Consider the following 22533-nt stretch of genomic DNA (forward strand, 5'->3'; position numbering starts at 1 on the left):
CCGCACTAGCCGTGCGCCTTGGCGGGAATCTAAACAAATCAATATATTAGATCCCTGCCTTCGCAGGGATGACGAACTTTGCCATTAAACTAATGCCTTCCATGAACGGAAGGCATATAGAAAATTATTTAATTATTTTGTTGGAATGTTTTCCAGGATTGCGACCATCTGTTCCCAGAATAGTGCAACGGTATCAATCTTCACTTTTTCATCTGGCGAGTGAGGGAACTTGATTGTCGGACCAAAAGAAAGCATATCCATCTTAGGATACGGTTCTTTGAACAAACCACACTCTAGGCCAGCATGGATTACCATGATATTTGGCTTGTTGCCGTAGATTCCTTCATAGACATCGCGGAATGTTGCCATGATTTCTGAATCTGCATCTGGCTTCCAGCCAGGGTAGGCACCGGAGAACTCTGCAGAAGCCTTGGCTAAATCTGCTACGGATTGCAGCATGCTTTCTACCTGCTGTCTGCCTGAGTCAATCAGAGAGCGGATTAAGCAAAGAACAGTTACTTTGTCTTCTTCAGTAGTTATTACACCCACATTTAGAGATGTTTCAACAACACCCTGAATATCATCACTCATACGGATAACGCCATTAGGGCAAGCGTTTAATGCTGAAATAAAGCGCTTCTGCTCTTTCTTTCTGAAAGGTTGTGCAGTTTCATCAACCACCTCATAAAGAGAAAGAATATCGGTCTCTACTTTACCAAGTTCTTTGCTTAGTAGGCTTGTGTAGTATGTGAATAGCTCGTTTAAGCGACCTTCATTTACCATAGGCACCGCGACGACAGCAAAAGCTTCACGAGGAATTGCATTGCGCAGGCTGCCACCGCGGAAATCGATCAGTTTTAGCTCCAGTTCATCGGCATGACCAGCAAGGAACCGAGCAAGAAGTTTGTTCGCATTACCGCGACCAGTATGGATGTCGCAACCGGAGTGACCACCTTTTAAGCCTTTAAGGGTAAGTTGGCGGGTAACATAGCCTTCTGGTAGTTCTTCACGCTTGATATCAAATGTAAGTGACGCGTCGATACCACCGGCACAACCCATGTATACTTCACCTTCCTGTTCGGAATCAGTATTAAGCAGGATATCGCCTTCTAACCAGCCTTCTTCCAGTCCAAATGCGCCAGTCATACCAGCTTCTTCGTCGATAGTCAGAAGTACTTCAAGTGGGCCGTGTTTGATATCATCAGAATCTAATACCGCCAGACATGAAGCCATGCCAATACCATTGTCTGCACCAAGAGTGGTGCCTTTTGCGGTTACCCACTCACCATCAATATATGGCTGGATTGGGTCTGTAAGAAAGTCGTGATTTGTCTCTTCATTCTTCTGCGGAACCATATCGATATGCGCCTGAAGTACCACGCCCTTACGATCTTCCATGCCTTCTGTTGCCGGCTTCTTAATAAATACGTTGCCTGTTTGGTCCCTGCGAACGTCGAGTCCTTTATCTTCAGCCCACTCAACAATGTACTTAGCTAATGCTTCTTCATGCTTAGATGGGTGAGGGATTGAGCAAATCTTGTCAAAGAACTGCCAAAGCGTCTTTGGGGCTAGATTGCTGATTTCGGAATGATATTGGGACACAGATAACTCCTTAAACCGAATAAGTCAGAGTTATTGATTGTTCATGCCATATTTTGTCGAACAATTGATGGTAACTCTGACCAATAAAAAAGTTTCGAAATCATACCACTGCAAGCAAGCGGACAGAAGAGGGATGTGTATACTGGCGCCGCATAATCACACAAAGCTGTCATTAATGAAAATGTAATTAAATTACAAATTTTAAGATTGTTTACAGAAAATGTGATTAATATCTCTTTTTGCTTGTAATTTTATTTCAGTTTGATATATTGGCATCAACTTCAGAGTTGAAGAGAAAATGCTCAAAGGATGAGTCCGATTATCGCCTCCATGGAACTGAGATACTAACGAAAAGTATTAACTATTTGAAAAGGTGATAAATATGAATAAATTAGTTTACAGAAGCTTGTGGTTTAACAGAGATGTTGTTGCTCACGGGTTTCGTTACCCAACATACTTTGGTTACTAAGGTAGCCAGAATTATGTAACTGAACTTAATGTTCGCCCCTATTGATTTGAAATTTTTTTACTTTTTAAAGATTCTTTCTTTATAACGCTGTCAAATTTGGCAGCGTTTTTTTATATCTGAAAATGTAATCCATTACATAATGGTTGGTTTTTATCTGCTAGAAACAGAATAGAATAAGCGAAGGGTGTTTTATAAAACTTAGGTATGTTTTTCTTTGCGATATCTGATACCAAAATTGTGGTTATGATTATCTTAAACACGTATAGAACGCTTGAGGGGATTGATTATTATTTCTTAATTATCAAAACTTTGATTTCTAATTTTTATAATATCGATCAACCAGTAATATTAAATAGATAAGAAAAGGCCACTAACACCAAAAATTTTTCTAGAAATTGGTTTTTGATAACTTTATAATTCGCGCCAATCGATTACGCAAACGTTTACCTTTTTATTTATACATTTTAGGGACCAATCACCATGTTGGAGAAATTATTTAAATTAAGTGAGAACAAAACCGATGTTCGCACCGAAGTTATCGCAGGTGTTACCACCTTTTTGACAATGGCTTACATCATTTTTGTAAACCCTGCGATCCTATCTGCTACTGGCATGGACAAAGGAGCAATCTTTGTTGCAACCTGTCTTGCTGCTGCTATCGGATGTTTCATCATGGGTATTGTTGCTAACTACCCGATTGCTCAGGCTCCAGGCATGGGTCTGAACGCATTCTTTACTTATTCTGTAGTTCTTGGCATGGGACACACATGGCAGGTAGCTCTGGGCGCGGTATTCGTATCTGGTGTGTTGTTTATCCTTCTTAGTGTATTCAAGATTCGTGAGTGGATCATCAATGCAATCCCAATGTCTCTGCGTACTGGTATCTCTGCGGGTATCGGTTTGTTTCTTGCGTTTATTGCACTTCAGGGTGCAGGAATTGTAGGTGATAACCCTGCGACTCTGGTTTCTCTTGGTGATGTAACGTCACTTAAAGCTGCTCTTGCTGCGTTTGGATTCTTCCTGACTATTGCGCTTGTGCATCGTGGTCTTAAAGCTGCGGTTATGATCGCAATCCTTGTTGTAACTGCACTGGGTGTTGCTTTCGGTGACGTACAGTACGGTGGCATCATGTCTACACCACCAAGCATTGCTCCTACATTTATGCAGCTTGACCTTTCTGGTGTATTTGAAGTGGGCATGATTTCAGTTGTATTTGCATTCCTTTTCGTTGACTTGTTTGATACAGCAGGAACGCTTGTAGGTGTAGCAACTAAAGCTAACCTGATTAAAGAAGATGGAAAACTGCCTCGTCTAAACCGTGCACTTTTAGCTGACTCTACAGCTACGTCTGTAGGTGCTCTACTTGGTACATCAAATACTACCTCTTACATCGAGAGTGTTTCTGGTGTTTCTGCTGGTGGTCGTACAGGTTTAACAGCAGTTGTTGTTGGCATTTTGTTCCTGCTTGCATTATTCTTCTCGCCACTTGCAGGTATGATTCCAGCATATGCAACATCAGGCGCACTGTTTTACGTTGCGATTCTTATGATGTCTGGTCTGGTTTCTATCGACTGGCGTGACCTTACTGAAGCAGCTCCAACTGTAGTTGTCTGTCTTCTTATGCCACTTACTTACTCTATCGCTGATGGTATTGCTCTTGGTTTCATCGCTTACGCGGCAATCAAAGGTTTAAGTGGTAAAGGCCGTGATGTTCCAGTTAGTGTTTGGGTTCTGGCTGCTGTTTTTGTTCTTAAGTTTATTTTTGCTTAATCGAACTTTAACAAATAAAAAATTAAACAAAAGCGTGCTGATCTAAGGGTCAGCACGCTTTGTTGTATAAGAATATATACCAATCAATTTCGATCGTAACAGGTTAATAATTATGACTAAAAAATTCATCATCACCTGGGACAATATGCAGATGTATTGTCGTCAACTAGCTGAAAAACAGATGCCGGCTGAGCAGTGGAAAGGTATCATCGGTGTAAGCCGTGGTGGACTGGTTCCTGCTGCTATTTTGGCGCGTGAATTGGGTATTCGATACGTTGATACGGTCTGTATCTCTAGTTACGATCACGATCATCAGCGCGATATGAAAGTTGTAAAAGCGGTTGAAGGCGATGGCGAAGGCTTCCTGATTGTCGACGACCTGGTGGACAGTGGTGATACCGCTCGTAAGCTTCGTGAAATGTATCCTAAAGGCAAGCTGATAACAGTTTGCGCTAAACCTGCGGGAGCTGATCTGGTCGATGAATATATTGTAGACATCCCTCAAGATACATGGATTGAGCAGCCGTGGGATACGGAAATTGCGTACGTGGATCCTATCTGTAAGCAATAATTAGCTTAGTTTTTACTGTTTTCTTGAAAAGTGGCCCTGTATTGGGCCACTTTTTTATATGATTTAGTCAGTTGCCAGTAAAACGTAGAATCGCTGATGTCAGATAAAATAAAAAACCTATCAGAAACACTTTTTGTTAAGCACAAACAAGCAAAGGAGACATCAGGTCTCACCAACTATATGCCCAGCAGTAAAGAGTTTCTGGATGAGAAGCAAATTAGAGAGGGTTACCGCTGGTATCGTAACATACGGCGCTATCAGTGGATCTGGCAAGGTATTGATCCCATAGAGCAGGAGAGGGTTCTGGCAAAAATTGCCTCGTCTGAGCATTCAAGAACTTCAGACGACTGGCTGGATACAGTGATGGGTTACCACTCAGGTAACTGGGCCTATGAGTGGACTGCCCTGGGGATGGAACATCAGAAAAAGGCTGCTGATCTGGAAGGCGATGCGGCGGCTGATGAACTTTATACTGCAAGCCTCTGCTTTAGCCTTGCGGGATACCCTCACCTGAGAGGCGACAATCTGGCACTTCAGGCACAAAGCCTTGCAACAACAGCATTTGAAGAATCAATGAAGCACAGCCGATATGAAATGCGTCAGCTTTCGATCCCTTATCAGGGCAAAAAGATATCGGCTAATCTGCATTTGCCTCATACAGAGCGTCAGTTACCAGTTGTTATTCTGGCTACGGGGTTGGATAGTCTTCAGTCAGATATGTACCGGATTTTCAGAGATTATCTGGCACCAAAAGAGATCGCGATGATCACGTTGGATATGCCATCCATTGGTGCGAGCAGCCAGTGGCAGCTAACCGAAGATTCCAGTTGTCTGCATAAAGCTCTGTTAGATGAACTGCCAAATATCCCATGGGTCGATCATTTTAAGGTGGGCCTGATAGGATATCGTTTTGGTGGTAATGCAATGGTTCGCCTTTCTTTCTTAGAGCAAGACCGAATTAAAGCTTGCGTGGCACTTGGGGCACCGCTGCACGCTACTTTTTCGTCACCGGAAAAGATGAAAAGTATGTCTAAAATGTATCTGGATATTCTCTCTTCAAGGCTAGGTAAAACAGCGGTCGATATCAATAGTCTAGCTGGCCAAATGGCGGCCTGGTCCCTTAAAGTGCAGGGCTTTTTGTCCAGCAGAAAAACCAAAGTACCTATTTTAGCGGTTTCTCTGGAGGGGGACCCAGTATCACCATATTCGGACAATAAGCTGGCTGCGCTTTTCAGTATAGGCGGTAAGGCTAAGCAGATTTCATCCCGCTCAATATCTTATGGATATGAGCAATCTCTTGATTTAGCAATAAACTGGCTTGAAGACGAACTAATTTAATGACTTTTTTCTAATTTAGTTAAATATGGAATCCCCGTATATCGTTCGCTTACTGAGCTAATTATTAAAATTGAAACGGAGATTCAACATCATGACGGAAGTTGCTGCTAGCCCTACACACTACAGATTATTATCGGCACTAAAGGCCATTGGCCCGTATTTGAGAGAACCGGATTCAAGTGAAGACAGCTATCTGTTTGATTGCCTATCAGCTTGTGTTGATGACAAAAAGTCTCCGGAAGAGAGAGAGTTCTGGGGATGGTGGATGGAACTTACGGTGACAGACTCCAGGTACATCGCCTGTTTTAAAACCGGAATCTATAACCTGGAAGGTGTATGGGAAAAAACGGATATCCCGGCTAACGCCAGTGCTGAAGTAACTCGCACTCAGCAGGAGTTTGTGAAAAAGCTGACTGCTGCACTGAAAGATCGTTTCGATCTTGGGTTTGAGTTACATCCGGAATCAGAAGAATTTGTCTGATTAACAGAGCTTATCAATTCAATTCTTTAAAAAGGCGCGTTTATGCGCCTTTTCTTCTTGTGTAAACCCCGGATGCTTGTTAAAACGTAACATCAATTTTGATTACTTGAATATAAGTAAAGGGTGAGAAAGTGACACAGCCAAAAACCGTTGTGGTGAAGCTTGGTACAAGCGTTCTGACGGGCGGCACATTAGCACTGGATAAAGCTCATATGGTTGAGCTGGTGCGTCAGTGTGCAAATCTAAGAAAACAGGGCCATTGCGTTGTAATGGTTTCTTCTGGCGCAATTGCTGCGGGAAGAGAGCACTTAGATTACCCCGCACTTCCCAATACTATGTCGAGTAAACAACTGCTTGCTGCTGTAGGGCAGAGCCAATTGATTCAGGTTTGGGAATCTCTGTTCGCAATCTATGGTCTTAAGATTGGTCAGATGCTGCTTACCAGAGCGGATCTGGAAGATCGTGAGCGTTTTCTAAACGCGAGAGATACCATCAACACGCTTTTAGACAACGGTATTATTCCAGTTGTAAACGAAAATGATGCGGTTGCGACTTCTGAGATCAAGGTCGGTGACAATGACAACCTTTCTGCTCTGGTTGGCATTTTGTGTGGCGCTGATAAGTTGCTGTTGCTGACTGATCAGCCTGGCCTATTTACTGCCGATCCAAGAAAAGATCCTGATGCAGAGTTGATTCGCGAAGTTTCTACTATCGACGAAACTTTAAGGAAGATCGCTGGCGGGAGTGGAACCTCTCTTGGTACTGGTGGTATGGCAACTAAACTACAGGCTGCAGATATTGCCAGAAGAGCCGGTATCGAAGTTATTATTGCAGCGGGTAGTGCAGAAGACGTTATTTTTGAGTCGCTGAGCGATCAACCACATGGTACTCGATTCCTGCCTCTTCCTGAGGCTCTGGAGAATAGAAAACGCTGGATTCTTGCTGGTCCTTCGGCTTCTGGGGATATCGTGATTGATAGTGGAGCAGCAAAGGCTGTAGTAGAGCGTGGCAGTAGCTTATTGGCAAAAGGGGTAACCAAGGTTACCGGTTCCTTTGCTCGTGGCGAAGTGGCTCGAGTAAGAACAGAGCAAGGAGAGCTTGTCGCTAAAGGCATCTCAAGCTACTCAAGTGAAGATTTAACAAAGATCATCGGAAAACACAGTAAAGATATTGGCTCCATTTTGGGGTACGAATACGGTTCGGAAGTTATACATCGCGATGATCTGGTTGTAATACAAGAATAAGGAAGCAATATGGAACTGATTACAATGGGAAAGGCTGCTAAAGAAGCGGCTTTTCATCTAGCGACTGCATCGACTGCTCAGAAGAACAGAGCTCTGCAGATTATTGCTGACGAACTGGAAGCGAACGCGGACACTATTCTGGCTGCAAACGCTAAAGATATTGATAAAGGTCGTGAAGCGGGTTTGACCGAAGCACTTCTGGATCGACTATTGCTGGACGAAAAGCGTTTAACTGGCATTGCGAACGACGTGCGCAATGTAATCAGCCTGAACGACCCTGTTGGTAGCGAAATCGATAGTAAAGTGCTTGAGAATGGCATGGCACTTTCGCGTCGTCGTGTACCACTTGGTGTGGTTGGCGTTATCTACGAAGCTCGTCCGAACGTAACCATCGATATTGCGGCTCTTTGCCTTAAAACAGGTAACGCCAGTATTCTTCGTGGCGGTAAAGAGACCTTCTTCTCTAATATGGAGCTGGTTAAAGTAATCCAGACAGCACTTGAAAAGGCTGGCCTGCCAGCGGCTTCGGTACAATACATCGAGAAGCCAGATCGTGAATTGGTTAGTCAGCTACTTAAGCTGGATGATTATGTTGATATGATTATCCCTCGTGGTGGTGCTGGCCTGCACAAGATGTGTAAAGAGAACAGTACGATTCCGGTGATCATTGGTGGATTTGGTATCAGCCATGTGTTTGTTGATGAAAGTGCAGAGCTGGATAAATCTGTTGATGTGGTCGAGAACTCTAAGGTTCAGCGTCCATCGGCGTGTAACTCTCTTGATACGCTTCTTGTTCATGAAAAAGTAGCGGCAGATTTTCTACCAAAGCTGGTTGAGCGCTTAAATGGTCAGGTTACTTTTGTTGTAGAGCCAAAGGCGAAAGCGCTTATGGCTAACGCTGCTGAAATTCGTGATGTAGCCGAGGGTGATTTCGATACAGAATGGCTAAGCTATACCCTTGGCGTTAAAGTGGTAGCAGATGTGAAAGAAGCAATAGATCACATGCGAGTTCACAATGCGAGCCATTCTGATGCGATCATGACAGACAGCCTTGAAAATGCAGAGCTGTTTATCAACTCTGTGGGTTCAGCTGCGGTTTATGTAAACGCATCAACACGATTCACAGATGGTGCTCAGTTTGGCCTGGGGGCTGAAGTAGCTGTGTCTACTCAAAAGCTTCATGCTCGCGGCCCTATGGGGCTGGAAGAGCTAACCAGCTATAAGTGGGTGGGTAAAGCAAACTACCTGCCAAGAGCTTAAATTATTTGGAGGCTATATGCACTGCCCATTTTGCTCGGAAAACGACACAAAAGTGATTGATTCTCGTCTGGTGGCAGATGGTCACCAGGTAAGACGCCGCCGTCAGTGTCTGGCGTGCAACGAGCGATTTACCACTTTCGAAACCGCTGAACTGGTGATGCCAAAGGTGATTAAGTCTAATGGTAATCGCGAACCATTTAACGAAGATAAGATGGTAGGCGGAGTACAGCGCGCTCTGGAGAAAAGACCAGTTAGCGCAGATGCGATAGAGCTTGCGATCAGCACCATCAAGTCTCAGTTACGAGCAACAGGTGAACGTGAAGTCCCAAGTGAAATGATCGGCAATTTAGTGATGGATCAGCTAAAAGAGCTGGATAAAGTCGCTTATATTCGTTTCGCTTCGGTATATCGCAGTTTTGAAGATATCCGGGAGTTTGGTGAAGAGATCGCTAAACTAGAGGATTAAGACACCTAATGCCATTTAGTAAGCTTGATTTTGAAATGATGTCCCGCGCTATTCAGTTAGCAAAAGGGGGCATCTATACCACTCACCCTAATCCAAATGTCGGCTGTGTCATTATCAAAGATGGCAAAATGATTGGAGAAGGCTTTCACTACCGTGCTGGCGAACCTCATGCTGAAGTCCATGCGCTGCGGGCCGCAGGCAGCAATGCTGAAGGCGCGACCGCTTATGTGACATTAGAGCCTTGTTCTCATTTTGGCAGAACCCCACCTTGCGCAGAAGCTTTAATTAAAGCAAAAGTATCCCGGGTAGTTTGTGCTATGCAGGATCCAAATCCTCAAGTAGCTGGGCGTGGCGTGAATATGCTACGCGAAGCGGGTATCGAGGTGGATGTCGGTTTACTGGAAGCAGAGGCGAATGCCCTTAATCCTGCATTTTTAAAGAAAATGCGTACCGGAATGCCATTTGTTCAGTTAAAGCTAGCCTCCAGCCTTGACGGGAAAACCGCTTTATCAAATGGTGTCAGTAAGTGGATTACTTCTCCGGAAGCCAGACAAGATGTGCAGCGATTCCGAGCTCAGTCAGGAGCTATCCTGTCTACCAGCAAAACAGTTATTGAAGATAACGCATCACTTACAGTGAGAATGGATGAGCTACCAGCATCTCTAAAGAGCCATTACCCTGAGAGTGAACTAAGACAACCAGCAAGAGTGATTCTTGATCGTCAAAACCAGCTTACACCAGAGTTGGCACTTTTTCAGGCTGGTGGCGAGATCATTAGGCTGTCTTCTGATTCTTCAGCCGATATTCAAGTTTCTTTGGATACGGATGGAAACCTAGATTTGGAGCGGGCTCTTTGCCAACTAGCGAAAGAGTTTAATATCAATCATATCTGGGTTGAAGCGGGTGCCACATTAGCTGCATCACTCATTCAGCAAAATCTGGTTGATGAGCTAATTTTGTATCAGGCTCCTAAAGTTATGGGTGCTGACTCCCGTAGCCTTGTAAATATGACCGGGCTTACAGAAATGAACGAAACAATTGATCTGGAGATCAAAGATATCAGGATGGTTGGGCCAGATATCAGAGTTATTGCTAATATCAAATAAGTTAAATAAACAAAGACGAGCTATGTTTACTGGAATTATCGAAGCAGTCGGAACGCTTACTGCAATTACACCTAAAGGCGAAGACATTTCAATCACAGTCGAATCCGGAAAGCTGGACATGTCAGATGTGAATCTTGGCGATAGTATTGCGACTAATGGCGTTTGTCTGACGGTTACCTCATACACCGAAAACAGCTATACCGCTGACCTTTCACTGGAAACGCTAAACAAAACAGGTTTTGCACAGTATTCCGTGGGGGATAAAGTTAATCTTGAAAAAGCGATGTTGCCAACGACCCGATTTGGCGGACATATCGTTTCTGGTCACGTTGACGGTGTTGGCACGATTGTAGAGAGAAACCAGGTTGGTCGTGCTATCGAATTCTGGGTAGAAATGCCTTCCGACCTTATGCGTTATGTCGCCCCAAAAGGCTCTGTAACTGTCGATGGCATCAGCCTAACAGTGAATGACTTGCGTAAGAACTCTTTCAAGCTGACGATTGTTCCTCATACAACAGAAGAGACAACCATCGACAACTTTAACGTTGGAAGAAAAGTAAATCTGGAAGTAGATGTTTTAGCTCGTTATATGGAGCGACTGCTGTTGGCTAACAGAACGGAAAGAGAGCTTCCAGAGTCCAGGATTACAATGGATTTTTTACAGAAAAACGGTTTTGCCTAACCCAATAACACAGCCTGTATACATAGGGCGTACAAAAAGGAAATAACAACAATGCCTATTAGCACTTCACAGGAAATTATCGAAGATATTCGCCTTGGAAAAATGGTGATCCTTATGGATGATGAGGATCGCGAGAACGAAGGCGATATCATTATGGCGGCTGAGCACGTTACGCCAGAGGCTATCAACTTTATGGCAACTCATGGCCGTGGTCTGATATGCCTTACAATGACTAAAGAGCGATGTGAGAATTTGGGCTTGCCACCAATGGTTCAGGACAACAACGCTCAATACACAACAGCGTTTACCGTTTCAATTGAAGCCGCTGAAGGTGTTACAACCGGTATTTCGGCTGCGGACAGAGCTGTTACTGTACAAGCGGCTGTTGCCAAAGATGCAAAAGCGGCTGATTTGGTTCAGCCAGGTCATATATTCCCGCTTACCGCTCAAGATGGTGGCGTACTGACTCGTGCAGGACACACTGAAGCGGGCTGTGATTTAGCTCGTTTAGCTGGCCTGGAGCCTGCTTCTGTTATTGTTGAGATCCTGAATGAAGATGGCACTATGGCGCGTCGTCCAGATCTTGAAATCTTTGCCGAGAAGCACGGTATTAAGCTTGGCACTATCGCAGACTTGATCGAATATCGTAACAACACCGAGACCACCATTGAACGAGTAGCAGAATGTAAACTGCCAACAGAGTTTGGTGAGTTTGACCTGATTACCTACCGCGACACTATCGACAATGAAATCCATTATGCACTTCGTAAAGGAGAGGTAACGGAAGAGCCATGTCTGGTACGTGTTCATCTTCAGGATGTGTTTACCGATGTGCTTCGCTCTAACCGTAATGCGGATCGTAGCTGGACACTGGATAGTGCGATGAAGCGTATCAATGAAGAGGGCGGTGTTTTAGTGATTCTTGGTCATGAAGAATCAACAGAATTGCTGACTCACAGAGTGAAAGCATTTGAGGCTCAGGATAAAGGTGAAGCGCCAACAATGGCGAAGAAGCAGGGTACTTCCCGTCGCGTAGGTGTGGGTTCCCAGATTCTGGCTGATATTGGTGTTCACAAAATGAAGCTTCTTTCTTCTACAGATAAGAAATACCACGCACTTGGCGGCTTTGGCCTTGAAGTGACTGAGTATGTTTGTGAGTAAGTAAATCGCTTCCTAGATAGTTAATATCCTCGTTCCCACGGTCCCCCGTGGGAATGCATATCTAACGTAGAAACTACGTGTACCTTAACTTTTATATGAATTCCCACGCAGGAGCGTGGGAACTAGAAGTTGGTATCTAAAACTCTTATTCACCACCTAAATTTCTCATAGATCTTGCTCACAAAACTGTGCTAGAATCCGGCGATTCTCACTTGACGAAAATAGTTAAAGGAAGGCTTATGAAAGTGATCGAGGGTGGATTCCCAGCTCCAAATGCAAAAATTGCTATCGTTATTTCTCGTTTTAACAGCTTTATTAACGAAAGTCTGCTATCTGGTGCTATCGATACTTTAAAGCGTCACGGACAGGTTAGTGACGAAAACATCACAGTTGTTCGTTGCCCGGGTGCAGTTGAACTTCCACTGGTTGCTCAGCGTGTTGCTAAAACTGGTAAGTTTGATGCGATCGTTTCTTTGGGTACTGTAATCCGTGGTGGTACACCACACTTTGACTATGTATGTAGTGAATGTAACAAAGGTCTTGCACAAGTGTCTCTGGAATATAGTCTTCCAGTTGCGTTTGGTGTACTGACTGTAGACACAATTGATCAAGCTATTGAGCGCGCAGGAACCAAGGCTGGTAATAAAGGTGCAGAGGCTGCACTAAGCGCACTAGAAATGATCAACGTTTTATCTGAAATTGATTCCTAATGGGGGCCAGTGTGAAACCAGCCGCACGTCGTAATGCACGTCAGTTTGCTCTGCAAGCTATTTATTCTTGGCAGATTACTAAAGAAAATGTTGCCACTGTTGAAGAGCAGTTCTTATCTGGTGATAAGTATGACGAAGAAGAACATCGTTCTTCTGAGCCTGCACTAAAAGCGCCTGAAACTGACGTAGAGTACTTTCGCGACCTGTTAAGTGGTGTGGTTCTAGCTCACACTGATCTGGACAGCAAACTTCGCCCTTACTTGTCTCGTCCTATGCAGGATTTAGACATGATGGAGCTGGCACTTCTTAGACTAGCGATGTACGAAATGACTCGTCGTGAAGATGTCCCTTACAAAGTGGTAATTAACGAAGCGATTGAACTTGCAAAAATATTCGCAGCGGAAGACAGCCACAAGTTCGTGAACGGTGTACTTGATAAAGCAGCACCACACGTACGTAAAAAGTAAGTCTTAGGTGATTAATAGAGAAGAGGTCGGCATATGCTGGCCTTTTTTGTGTCTATTCACTTAGTAATTGATAACTGGATTGCTGGTTATGCTTGATGGAATGAACATGCTAACAATACAAGCTGAATCCTAGCGAATAGCGTGCTTAAAGCGGTTCAATGGAATCAAGCATATCCAGTAAGCCAATTTGGTTCGGTGATATAAAGAATATCCCGGTAAACATACTGCTGAACTAACTGGTATAATTTACGCCATCCCATAAACAAGGATCTTATCTCTCAATGTCAGGCGAATTCAGTCTTATCGACAAATACTTCTCAAACCGTCAGTCCCAACGCAAAGATGTTCAACTTTCTTTGGGGGATGACTGCGCCATTGTGCAGGCTCCGGAACATGTTCGGATCGCTATTAGTACCGATACGCTGGTGGCAGGAACTCACTTTTTGCAAGACGCAAACCCAGCATGGGTTGCCCACAAAGCACTAACAGCCAACCTTAGTGACCTTGCGGCTATGGGAGCAACTCCTGCCTGGGTATCACTGGCGATCACAATGCCAGAACCAGATGAAGAGTGGTTAAAGCCTTTCTGTGACTCCTTTTTCGATTTAGCCGATTACTTTAGTGTTCAGCTTATTGGTGGTGATACAACTAAAGGCCCTTTGAGTATTACTCTTACCGTTCAGGGCTTTATTCCTGAAAACAGGGCTTTATTGCGTAGTGGCGCTAACCCCGGTGATTGGATCTATGTAACCGGGACGCTTGGAGACAGTATAGCCGGTCTGGATGTGATTATTGGAGATGCTGAACGAAGCAAGCCGTTTGCCCTAGAGATGGAAAAAAGGCACTACCTAACAACACCAAGGGTGGTGGCAGGGCAGGCTCTGTTGAATATCGCTTCGTCCTGTATTGATATCTCAGATGGACTGGTTTCCGATTTGCAGCATATTCTTAAACGTTCTGATGTTGGTGCAAGCATTGATGTTAGCTCACTGCCGATGTCCAGCGAGCTGATAGACTTTTGTGATGATCGCGATCTGGCTCTGCAGTACGCACTGACTAGTGGTGAGGAGTATGAGCTTTGTTTTACTGTGCCGGAAGAGCACAAAGGTAGCATTGATAGCGCACTTGCTCATATCGGAACAGAGGTAACCTGTATTGGTCAGATTCGCCCTTCTGGCACCTTTGAATTGCTTCGTGATGGTCAGCCTGTAGACTGGGCTCTTTCAGGATTTGATCACTTTAACACTACCCAGGATTAATCAATGACAAACCCTCTGGATCGTATTTCTCTTTCTAATCCATGGCATCTTTTGGCAATGGGATTCGGAAGTGGCCTTTCTCCTGTAGTACCGGGCACCATGGGGACATTGGCCGCAGTTCCTTTTTATTTTCTGTTAGCGCAAACACCGCTGGTGGTTTATGTGCTGATAACTCTGTTTGCTTGTCTTATCGGCATCAAGATTTGCCAGATCACTTCAGATGATATGCAGGTCCACGATCACGGTTCTATCGTTTGGGATGAGTTTGCCGGATTCTGGATTACTATGCTGGTGGTCCCTCTGTTTGGTTTACCTGTATTTGACTGGAAAATTGTTCTGACTGGTTTTGTGTTATTCCGTTTCTTCGATATGGTAAAACCATGGCCGATCGGCTGGCTGGATAAAAGAATGCACGGCGGACTAGGTATCATGATTGATGATATCGTAGCGGGCATCATAGCTGCGGTGGGGTTGTATATTTGTTGTGTTTATTTTGACTGGATGGTCGCCTAGCTTATAAAACTCAAGCGCTCCCACGGAGGACCGTGGGAGCGAGGCCTGATTTACTCTTCCCAAACCACAATTTTATCGGAAGGCCAGTTTACGCCAACATCGTGGTATTTTTTCTCTAGCAGGTGACGTTTGATTTTTAGAGTCGGAGTCAGAATGCCATTCTCGACACTCCACGGCTCTTTAATCATTAACACGCCTTTTATCTTCTCGTGTGATTCAAGCTCCTGGTTCATACGCTTAATTACGCGCGTAGCACGCCTTTCGTAGCGTTCTTTGTCGAAGTTAGGAAATGCATGCGGTACAGCAAGAAGAATCGGTGCAGGCATGCCTAAGCCCACCAGACACATCATCTCTACACGAGTGTACTCATACAGTTTCTTTTCGATTGGAACAGGTGCAACGAACTTACCTTTAGCTGTTTTAAAGGTGTCTTTTTTACGTCCCTGAATTGAAAGATACCCCTCGTCATCGATGAAGCCGATATCTCCTGTATGCAGCCAGCCTTCTGAGCCAAATGCTTCTTTAGTTTCTTCCGGGTTTTTGTAGTAACCAGAGAATAGTCCTTTACTGCGAACCATGATCTCCTCATCATCCGCAATTTTTAGCTCAATACCAGGCCCTGCATTACCTACAGAACCTATCTTATCGGCTCTGAATGGGTAGTTTAACGTGCTGTAAGCGAATGACTCTGTCATCCCCCAGGCTTCGGTGATATTCAGGCCGATGGAGTGGTACCATTCAAGCAAGGCTGGTGATACCGGAGCAGAGCCACAACCAAGGACACGCCCCTGATCAAGCCCAAGACCATCCGCTATCTTTTTCTTCACGATATTGTTCACAAAAGGAATCTTAAGCAGGAAGTTCAACTTTTTCTGCGGCATCTTGTCCAGAATACGTTGCTGGAAAAGCGCCCAGAGTCGAGGCACCGATATAAACAGGGTAGGGCGGTGCATTTTCACATCTTCAATAAAGGTATCAAGGGATTCAGGGAATGCCGTGGTCACCCCTCCCATAATGGATGAGCCGAAAACATACACCCGCTCAGTGATATGTGCCAGCGGCAGGTAAGAGAACAGACGATCGCCTTCTTCTATACCAATGTGCTCTATCAGCTTCTGTGTCGACCAGCTAAAGGCACCGTAAGTCAACATTGCACCTTTTGGGACTCCCGATGTGCCAGAGGTATAAACAATGGACATCAGTTTGTCATCGTAATGCTGCGGTCTCTCGGTACTTGGCTGATGAGACTCTACCAGTTTGGTAAATGACAGCTTACAAGGTGGAGCGCTGTCATAAGGAAGTGAAATGGTGATACAGTCCGGTTGGTTATTCATTACCTCCTGAACGGCAGCAGAATCATCCAGCTTTCCTACAAATAGCGCTTTACTTTCACTATGAGTTAAACAGTATTCAATGGTTTCTGCACCAGCGGTAGGGAAGATAGGCACACTAATATAGTCACCCAGCATCATCGCAAGATCACAGATAAACCACTCAGCACAGTTCTTTGAGATAAGTGCAACCTTATCACCAGGGTTTAACCCTTGTGCCCGAAGAGCAGACACCATCTTCAATGCCATGTCGGCAACATCGGAATAAGTGTACTCAACAAATTCTCGGTTAATAATCTGTTTCAGGTAAACGGAAGCGGGGCGCTCTTCCGCCCACTTAAGGATCATTTCGTTTGGTGGTGGAATTGTGCATGTTGCGTCCTGCAGGGCTTCTACTGGCATAGGCATAACCATCATTCTCTCCGTTAGTTTCACTTATTCTTATTGTGTTAAGTTAATGTTAATAATATGTTGTGTTTTGGGTCGTGTAAATGAAAAAGTTAAAACAGATGTTTGAATGGGGGGATCTTCAGCTCAAAGTCTAAATGCTTGCTTGTTGTTTCTTATAGTTAAGAATGCTGCTTCAAATTTAGATTAATTGATAAAGCTAATTATTGAATTCATAGATAGAATAATTTCCATATTTAATTTTTGAGCAGAAGATCAAAGTTTTTAATGTTTTAGTTCTATATTATTCATGCATAAATTAGATCCTGTCCCCATAAATAGTGGGTTAATAATAAAAACTGGGTTCGTTAATTTTGAATATTAACTCTAATTAATAGAGACAAATGATAAACTAGAATCTAAGAGAGCATAATTAATGCTTCAATTAATCAGTGCTGGTGACTTTTTCTATATTCAATAGGCGTTAGCCCGGTTTTCTTTTTAAAGATTCTTGAAAAATAGGAAACATCATTGTACCCACATTGATAAGCTATCGACGCGGTTTTTTCGTCAGGGCTTTCTACTAGTAAGGATTTGGCTTTTTTTATCCTTTTACTGGTAACGTAATCCCTAAAGCTGATTCCAACTGTTTTTTTAAAGATTTTTGAAAAATAAGGTGCTGAATAACCGTAGGTTTTCGCTACGTCCGCTTCTTTTATTGATTGCTCTATATTGGCATCGATAAAGTCCAAAATGCGATATATATCGATCTTGCTTCCACTTTCAAACAAGCTTTGTTTTAAATATGTTTCAAATGTTAAATTTTTGTTAAATTCTGGTTTTTCAAATAATTGCTTGAGCGTTATACTTAAGTCTTTTTTTGCATTGCTTTTGTTTATATCTATTTGATTATAAATGAGTTCTGTTTGTTTGTTACTCGGTCTGTGTCCATTAGAAATAAGTGTTATGAGCTTTATATCTAAATTTTTGCACACCTGAATACAAATATTAAAAATGCTCTCATTCTCTTTTTTGAGACAGAATATTGCAAACGTTACATTTTTTTGCGTGATTGCAGAAAAATCGTTCCCACAATCAACAATTTCAAATTTACTTGATAAGTAACCCTTTATTTCATCGGGGATGGCATTAAATGAGCTACCAATCCAATAACAGATCATCGTATTATCAACCTTAATCTTAACTAATTGATTTAACTGACGTTGATCTTATTAATATTTTTATTCTTTTATATAAGCATAATCTTAAAAAAGTACAATGCAAGTATAAAAAAGTCCTAACCGAAAAATTTAAAAAAGCCTAGATTTATAACCAAGGAACAGGCGGGAACGGGAAGTTCCAAAACTATTTTTCTTTTAGGAGCGCGTTATGAGCAAGTTAATCAATCTATGTAAAGAATTCATGAAAGACGAAGAAGGTCTAACTGTTGTTGAGTATGTAGTAGGTGCGGCATTACTAGTTGTTGGTCTGGCTGCAATCTTCAGTGGATTGGGCGATGACCTTAGTACTAAGCTAAACGAAACAGTAACAGGCATTGGTTCGTCTTCTACAGATACGACGACAGCAAACTAAACTGCGAGTGTTTAACATCTTAACTATACTAAAACTAAGAACTAAATAGTTGGGGTAATCTGGTGTGTCTTTATTTATATGGTCGACTCTTTTTTTAGTAGCTCTTTACGACCTGAAAGAGAACCGGATCCCCAACTACTGCTTGCTGTTACTGATAGTTTTGTATGTTATAGATGCGTTAATAAGCTTCTCTTCCTGGAGCGAAATCGGAATGAATCTGGTGGCTGCGGCTACCATGTTCTTTTCTTGTCTGGTGCTGTTTTTTGTTCGGGTTATGGCGCCGGGTGATGTAAAACTCATGGGCGTATTGGGATATTGGATTGGGTGGGGAAACCTGCTTGATTCATCCTTTTATATCCTTATTTCCTCTGGTGTATTGGGAATCTTATTCATCCTGGGAGACCTGGTTAATCCCGCTTCCAAATACCGCAATCTAATACTATTTTTAGATAAAGATGGCCGTAAAGAGTTTTTGACCAAAGACAATCTGCGTATGCCATTTGCACCTTCAGTTTTTATAGGTTTAGCACTTTACCAGTATTTATCATTTCATTAAGGGGTCCTCATGAGCTCAGCAGAGCAGAAGAAGCAGGGAGGGGGGCTGACACCGCAAGCGGAAGCGCCGAAAGTACCAACGTCCTTAGATGATCTGGATGTTCCTGCTGTTATTCTGGAAAACCTAGTCCTTAAACATTTGGCGGCTTACCCCAAATCAAACGTCATTGAGCTATCGCGTAGTCTTGGCGTGATTAGTCAGTTTGTTGACGGCATTCTACAAAAGTTGCGCGAAAAAGCTCAGGTCGAGGTTTTTCAGGCTGAACGCAACGCATTCCAAACTGACAATTCCGGAACCCAGGTCCGATACGCACTGTCTGAACAAGGAGCTGAGGAAGCTGACAAGGCATTTGCCAAAGATGCTTACGTAGGGCCGATGCCTGTGTCCCTCAGGCGATATAACGAGATGGTTCAAAAGCAGGATGTCAGGGAAAGGGTTGTAACCAGAACCGATGTAGAAAGGGCGCTGTCAGATGTCTATGGTTCAGAGCGACTTATTCCGGTAATAGGCCCGGCGATTAACTCAGGTAGGGCGTTGTTACTCTACGGCCATGCAGGTTCAGGTAAAACTTTTGTCGCGGAGCGAATCCTCAACGCTCACCACACTTCTGTTTATGTTCCTCATGCTGTTTATGCTGGTGGTAACATCATTAAAGTTTTTTCTCCTCAGCATCATAAGCCTGTCCCTCAGGCAGAAAACAGTTTACTCAGTGCTAGGCTGGACCAGCAGTATGATAAACGTTGGGTTTTATGTCAGCGCCCTAGCATTCAGATAGGTGGTGAACTGACCATGGACATGGTGGAAGTGAACCATAGCGAACAAAGTAAGGTATGGACGGCACCACTGCAGATGATGGCAAATAATGGCATCCTGGTGATTGATGACCTTGGCCGTCAGCCAGTACCTGTTGACACGATTCTGAACCGTTGGATTGTTCCTATGGAGTATTTCTATGACCATCTAGGCTTGCCGAATGGTCAGCAGATCACGGTGCCTTTTATTCTTACTCTGGCATTTTCAACCAACCTGGATCCACAAAAAATCGCGGATCCCGCCTTCCTGAGACGACTGGGTTACAAGATTCAGTTTTACGCCCTTAAGGAGTCGGAGTACACCAGCCTGTGGAAAGATAATACTGATCGCAAGAAGTTGGGTTTGCCAGAGGAGTCGGTAAGCAAGCTTTTATCGTTACATAATCACTACTCAGTTGGATATTTCCCTTGTATCCCGAAGGATATTGTCGGTATAAGCCGGGACATCATTGCATTTGAAGAGATCGACCCGGTTATTACTCCCGATATCATGGAACGGGCATGGGATCTTTACTTTACCTCTGATGGAAAAGGAGGCGTGATATGAACCGAACCCAGGTTATTTTCTTGTTGCTACTCTCAGTGGTGTTTGGTCTCGCTGCGGTGTTTGTCGGTAAGCAGTGGCTGGATAACCAAAGACAACCAGAAGTCCAGATGGAGCTTGTGGAGCGCCATCCAGTTGTTGTGGCCGCGATAGATATACCTACCGGAACCGTGGTTGCTCTGGAAAATTTGAGCACTAAGTTGTTGGAAGTAGAGTGGATAAACGAAGAACACCACTTCGCTACTACAGACGATATTGTTGGCAGAGTGGCCAAGGATAATATCTACGCTGGAGAGATTGTCCATAATTCACGCCTAGCGTTACCTGGCGAAGGAACAACCTTATCTGCACTTATTTCGGAGAATAAGCGTGCGGTGACCATCCGGGTGAATGATGTTGTTGGTGTGGCCGGGTTCCTGCTTCCGGGAAGTAAGGTCGATATTCTTTATACCATTCAATACAGCAAGACCAGTGCAGTAACGTCGACAGTACTCAAAGATATTAAAGTATTAGCGGTTGACCAGACTACCCGCACAGAAGAGAACAAGCCCATCATTGTTCGTGCAGTAACACTCGAAGTTACGCCAAAGGAAGCGGAAAAGCTGTTAACAGCAAATTCAAAAGGGTCGATCCAGTTAGCGCTGAGAAACCCTCTTGAGATCGAGAAGCCTAAACCAAAAAGAGTTTACAAGCCTAAGCCAAGTGTAACTATCATCAAGGGCACACAATCATCAGATGTGCGGGTTCAGGAGTGAGGTCTGTATCGATGAAAAGAATATTATTACTACTCAGTTTATTGACTTGTTCATTCTCTTTGTTTGCCTCGGTAACGGCTCAAACAGGAGAGACCATTTATATTCCTCACCACAAATCAACACATATTAACCTGACAGCGTCAGCCGGTAGGGTCTCTCTCGGTGACCCGGATGTACTTGATATCGTGATGCTAAAGTCCGATGAGCTTTTCCTGATAGGTAAAAAACTGGGCTCGACCAACCTTATGGTCTGGAACAAGCGCGGTGTATTGATAGAAGCACTAAACATCGAGGTGACTCATGATCTGAATACTCTGAAAGCGAAGCTTTACGAGTTTTTGCCTGATGAGGAAATCTCTGTTCATAGCTCCAAAAATAAGTTGATACTAAGTGGAATGGTAAGCAATCAGGCTACCATGAATCTGGCTCTTAAGGTGGCTGAATCATACGCAGGTGGTAAAGAGGCTGATGCAGAAGCTGAAGGTCAGGTTAATGAATCGAGCGTGATCAATCTTATGACTATCGGTGGTTCGCAGCAGGTGATGTTGGAAGTTACGGTTGCGGAAGTGCAGCGTAGCTTAACCAAACGTTTTGATGCTGACTTTAACTTCTTCCAGTCCAGTGGAGACTTTAAATGGGGGGAGGTAGCAATGCAGGAGGGGTAAGTGGCATAGACCCTATATTTAATATACCTGCTTACTCAGATACAGGTATTTTGGGTTCTTTTGTTGACGGAAACACTCTATTTGAGTTTGCTCTCGATATCGCAAAAGAGAATGGTAGTGCAAAAATATTGGCAGAACCAAACCTTACCGCACTGAGTGGTACCAAAGCCGAGTTCCTGGCTGGGGGCGAGTATCCCATTCCAGTTCCTGATGACGATGGTATTGTTATTGAATACCGAAAATACGGTGTCAGCGTTGAGTTTATTCCCACCATATTGAGTAATAAGCAAATCAATCTGGCGATGGTTGTTGGTGTTAGTGAGCTGAGTAGCACCAACGCTTTAACCCTGGATTTTGGGCAGACGACACAATTTTTTATTCCTTCTCTCACCAGCCGAAGCTCCTCAACTACGGTCGAGCTTGCTGACGGACAAACCATTGGTATCGCAGGTTTGTTGAGCGAACAAACCAGAGAAGTGGTTACCACTATGCCGGGATTCAGTGATATTCCCATTCTGGGGCAGCTTTTTAATAGCCAGGAATACGTTTCGGGTGAGACAGAGTTGGTGATTTTGGTTACACCAAGGCTAGCGGCACCTATAGACAGAAACAAAGTTACCCTGCCGACGGATGGTTTTGTAGCACCGAATGACTGGGAGTTTTACCTGCTAGGCAAGCGGGCGGGTTATCAGAAAGTAGAACCTTCGATGTCAGAAGATAAAACCCCGATGCCATTACCATCATCGACTGAGATGGGTGGTTCGGAAGGCAAGTTTGGTCACACTCTCTAG

At 43.9% G+C, this 22533-nt stretch carries 21 protein-coding genes and 1 pseudogene; 19 read left to right on the forward strand and 3 right to left on the reverse strand.

Going from position 1 to position 22533, the window contains the following annotated elements:
- Positions 1–132: 132 nt before the first annotated feature.
- Entirely contained in the window at positions 133–1602 is a 1470-nt protein-coding gene (locus tag P7F88_RS14975; protein ID WP_277825988.1) for an aminoacyl-histidine dipeptidase, read from the reverse strand.
- A 949-nt stretch (positions 1603–2551) separates the two neighbouring features.
- On the opposite strand from P7F88_RS14975, the gene P7F88_RS14980 reads away from it, so the two are divergent.
- From P7F88_RS14980 to pgpA, 14 genes are all read left to right on the forward strand, one after another.
- Positions 2552–3841 (forward strand): NCS2 family permease, encoded by a 1290-nt coding sequence (locus tag P7F88_RS14980; RefSeq protein WP_277825989.1) that lies wholly within the window; start codon positions 2552–2554, stop codon positions 3839–3841.
- Positions 3842–3953: 112 nt separating this feature from the next.
- Positions 3954–4412: a xanthine phosphoribosyltransferase gene (gene gpt, locus P7F88_RS14985; RefSeq protein ID WP_277825990.1), complete on the forward strand. Its 459-nt coding sequence runs from the start codon at positions 3954–3956 to the stop codon at positions 4410–4412.
- Positions 4413–4508: 96 nt separating this feature from the next.
- Positions 4509–5750, forward strand: a complete 1242-nt coding sequence (gene frsA, locus P7F88_RS14990) for an esterase FrsA (RefSeq protein ID WP_277825991.1) — start codon at positions 4509–4511, stop codon at positions 5748–5750.
- A 91-nt stretch (positions 5751–5841) separates the two neighbouring features.
- Positions 5842–6231 (forward strand): sigma factor-binding protein Crl, encoded by a 390-nt coding sequence (gene crl, locus P7F88_RS14995; RefSeq protein ID WP_277825992.1) that lies wholly within the window; start codon positions 5842–5844, stop codon positions 6229–6231.
- 131 nt (positions 6232–6362) lie between these two features.
- Positions 6363–7475 (forward strand): glutamate 5-kinase, encoded by a 1113-nt coding sequence (gene proB / locus P7F88_RS15000; RefSeq protein ID WP_277825993.1) that lies wholly within the window; start codon positions 6363–6365, stop codon positions 7473–7475.
- A 9-nt stretch (positions 7476–7484) separates the two neighbouring features.
- Positions 7485–8735 carry a glutamate-5-semialdehyde dehydrogenase gene (locus tag P7F88_RS15005; RefSeq protein WP_277825994.1) on the forward strand — a complete coding sequence of 417 codons (1251 nt, stop codon included), beginning with the start codon at positions 7485–7487 and terminating at the stop codon, positions 8733–8735.
- A 16-nt stretch (positions 8736–8751) separates the two neighbouring features.
- On the forward strand, positions 8752–9201 hold the full coding sequence (gene nrdR, locus P7F88_RS15010; RefSeq protein ID WP_277825995.1) for a transcriptional regulator NrdR: 450 nt from the start codon (positions 8752–8754) through the stop codon (positions 9199–9201).
- Positions 9202–9209: 8 nt separating this feature from the next.
- A complete protein-coding gene (gene ribD, locus P7F88_RS15015; protein ID WP_277825996.1) occupies positions 9210–10307 on the forward strand; it encodes a bifunctional diaminohydroxyphosphoribosylaminopyrimidine deaminase/5-amino-6-(5-phosphoribosylamino)uracil reductase RibD in 1098 nt (365 codons plus the stop codon).
- Between the two features lie 22 nt (positions 10308–10329).
- Positions 10330–10989 carry a riboflavin synthase gene (locus P7F88_RS15020; protein ID WP_277825998.1) on the forward strand — a complete coding sequence of 220 codons (660 nt, stop codon included), beginning with the start codon at positions 10330–10332 and terminating at the stop codon, positions 10987–10989.
- A 51-nt stretch (positions 10990–11040) separates the two neighbouring features.
- Complete coding sequence (gene ribBA, locus P7F88_RS15025; protein WP_277826000.1) at positions 11041–12150, forward strand: bifunctional 3,4-dihydroxy-2-butanone-4-phosphate synthase/GTP cyclohydrolase II; 1110 nt, start codon at positions 11041–11043, stop codon at positions 12148–12150.
- A 239-nt stretch (positions 12151–12389) separates the two neighbouring features.
- Positions 12390–12860, forward strand: coding sequence for a 6,7-dimethyl-8-ribityllumazine synthase (gene ribH, locus P7F88_RS15030; protein WP_277826002.1), 471 nt, complete (start codon positions 12390–12392; stop codon positions 12858–12860).
- Positions 12860–13327, forward strand: coding sequence for a transcription antitermination factor NusB (nusB, locus tag P7F88_RS15035; RefSeq protein ID WP_277826004.1), 468 nt, complete (start codon positions 12860–12862; stop codon positions 13325–13327). The genes ribH and nusB overlap by 1 nt, the downstream gene beginning before the upstream one ends.
- 281 nt (positions 13328–13608) lie before the next feature.
- Entirely contained in the window at positions 13609–14586 is a 978-nt protein-coding gene (gene thiL / locus P7F88_RS15040) for a thiamine-phosphate kinase (protein ID WP_277826006.1), read from the forward strand.
- A gap of 3 nt (positions 14587–14589) precedes the next feature.
- Positions 14590–15099, forward strand: a complete 510-nt coding sequence (pgpA, locus tag P7F88_RS15045; protein WP_277826008.1) for a phosphatidylglycerophosphatase A — start codon at positions 14590–14592, stop codon at positions 15097–15099.
- A 50-nt stretch (positions 15100–15149) separates the two neighbouring features.
- Here pgpA and P7F88_RS15050 read toward each other — a convergent pair whose 3' ends face one another.
- Positions 15150–16838 (reverse strand): AMP-binding protein, encoded by a 1689-nt coding sequence (locus tag P7F88_RS15050; protein ID WP_422128551.1) that lies wholly within the window; start codon positions 16836–16838, stop codon positions 15150–15152.
- A 428-nt stretch (positions 16839–17266) separates the two neighbouring features.
- Entirely contained in the window at positions 17267–17998 is a 732-nt protein-coding gene (locus tag P7F88_RS15055; RefSeq protein WP_277826009.1) for a helix-turn-helix domain-containing protein, read from the reverse strand.
- 208 nt (positions 17999–18206) lie between these two features.
- Between P7F88_RS15055 and P7F88_RS15060 the strand changes: the two genes are divergently transcribed.
- From P7F88_RS15060 to P7F88_RS15080, 5 genes and pseudogenes are all read left to right on the forward strand, one after another.
- Positions 18207–18410 carry a Flp family type IVb pilin gene (locus tag P7F88_RS15060; protein WP_277826011.1) on the forward strand — a complete coding sequence of 68 codons (204 nt, stop codon included), beginning with the start codon at positions 18207–18209 and terminating at the stop codon, positions 18408–18410.
- A gap of 64 nt (positions 18411–18474) precedes the next feature.
- Positions 18475–18966: an A24 family peptidase gene (locus P7F88_RS15065; RefSeq protein ID WP_277826013.1), complete on the forward strand. Its 492-nt coding sequence runs from the start codon at positions 18475–18477 to the stop codon at positions 18964–18966.
- Positions 18967–18975: 9 nt separating this feature from the next.
- The gene (locus tag P7F88_RS15070) at positions 18976–20325 is read left to right on the forward strand and encodes a P-loop NTPase family protein (RefSeq protein WP_277826015.1); all 1350 of its coding nucleotides are present in this window, start codon (positions 18976–18978) and stop codon (positions 20323–20325) included.
- Complete coding sequence (gene cpaB, locus P7F88_RS15075) at positions 20322–21077, forward strand: Flp pilus assembly protein CpaB (RefSeq protein WP_277826017.1); 756 nt, start codon at positions 20322–20324, stop codon at positions 21075–21077. The genes P7F88_RS15070 and cpaB overlap by 4 nt, the downstream gene beginning before the upstream one ends.
- Positions 21078–21088: 11 nt before the next feature.
- Positions 21089–22533 (forward strand): annotated as a pseudogene (locus P7F88_RS15080) (type II and III secretion system protein family protein).

This window comes from Vibrio hannami, from assembly GCF_029589055.1.
Taxonomy (GTDB): Bacteria; Pseudomonadota; Gammaproteobacteria; order Enterobacterales; family Vibrionaceae; genus Vibrio; species Vibrio hannami.

Bases quoted from the DNA above. Each gene is read 5' to 3' on its own strand.
- P7F88_RS14980 (WP_277825989.1), top strand. From the start codon at position 2,552: ATGTTGGAGAAATTATTTAAATTAAGTGAGAACAAAACCGATGTTCGC.
- gpt (WP_277825990.1), top strand. From the start codon at position 3,954: ATGACTAAAAAATTCATCATCACCTGGGACAATATGCAGATGTATTGT.
- frsA (WP_277825991.1), top strand. From the start codon at position 4,509: ATGTCAGATAAAATAAAAAACCTATCAGAAACACTTTTTGTTAAGCAC.
- crl (WP_277825992.1), top strand. From the start codon at position 5,842: ATGACGGAAGTTGCTGCTAGCCCTACACACTACAGATTATTATCGGCA.
- P7F88_RS15005 (WP_277825994.1), top strand. From the start codon at position 7,485: ATGGAACTGATTACAATGGGAAAGGCTGCTAAAGAAGCGGCTTTTCAT.
- nrdR (WP_277825995.1), top strand. From the start codon at position 8,752: ATGCACTGCCCATTTTGCTCGGAAAACGACACAAAAGTGATTGATTCT.
- ribD (WP_277825996.1), top strand. From the start codon at position 9,210: ATGCCATTTAGTAAGCTTGATTTTGAAATGATGTCCCGCGCTATTCAG.
- P7F88_RS15020 (WP_277825998.1), top strand. From the start codon at position 10,330: ATGTTTACTGGAATTATCGAAGCAGTCGGAACGCTTACTGCAATTACA.
- ribBA (WP_277826000.1), top strand. From the start codon at position 11,041: ATGCCTATTAGCACTTCACAGGAAATTATCGAAGATATTCGCCTTGGA.
- ribH (WP_277826002.1), top strand. From the start codon at position 12,390: ATGAAAGTGATCGAGGGTGGATTCCCAGCTCCAAATGCAAAAATTGCT.
- nusB (WP_277826004.1), top strand. From the start codon at position 12,860: ATGGGGGCCAGTGTGAAACCAGCCGCACGTCGTAATGCACGTCAGTTT.
- thiL (WP_277826006.1), top strand. From the start codon at position 13,609: ATGTCAGGCGAATTCAGTCTTATCGACAAATACTTCTCAAACCGTCAG.
- pgpA (WP_277826008.1), top strand. From the start codon at position 14,590: ATGACAAACCCTCTGGATCGTATTTCTCTTTCTAATCCATGGCATCTT.
- P7F88_RS15050 (WP_422128551.1), bottom strand. From the start codon at position 16,838: ATGCCTATGCCAGTAGAAGCCCTGCAGGACGCAACATGCACAATTCCA.
- P7F88_RS15055 (WP_277826009.1), bottom strand. From the start codon at position 17,998: ATGATCTGTTATTGGATTGGTAGCTCATTTAATGCCATCCCCGATGAA.
- P7F88_RS15060 (WP_277826011.1), top strand. From the start codon at position 18,207: ATGAGCAAGTTAATCAATCTATGTAAAGAATTCATGAAAGACGAAGAA.
- P7F88_RS15070 (WP_277826015.1), top strand. From the start codon at position 18,976: ATGAGCTCAGCAGAGCAGAAGAAGCAGGGAGGGGGGCTGACACCGCAA.
- cpaB (WP_277826017.1), top strand. From the start codon at position 20,322: ATGAACCGAACCCAGGTTATTTTCTTGTTGCTACTCTCAGTGGTGTTT.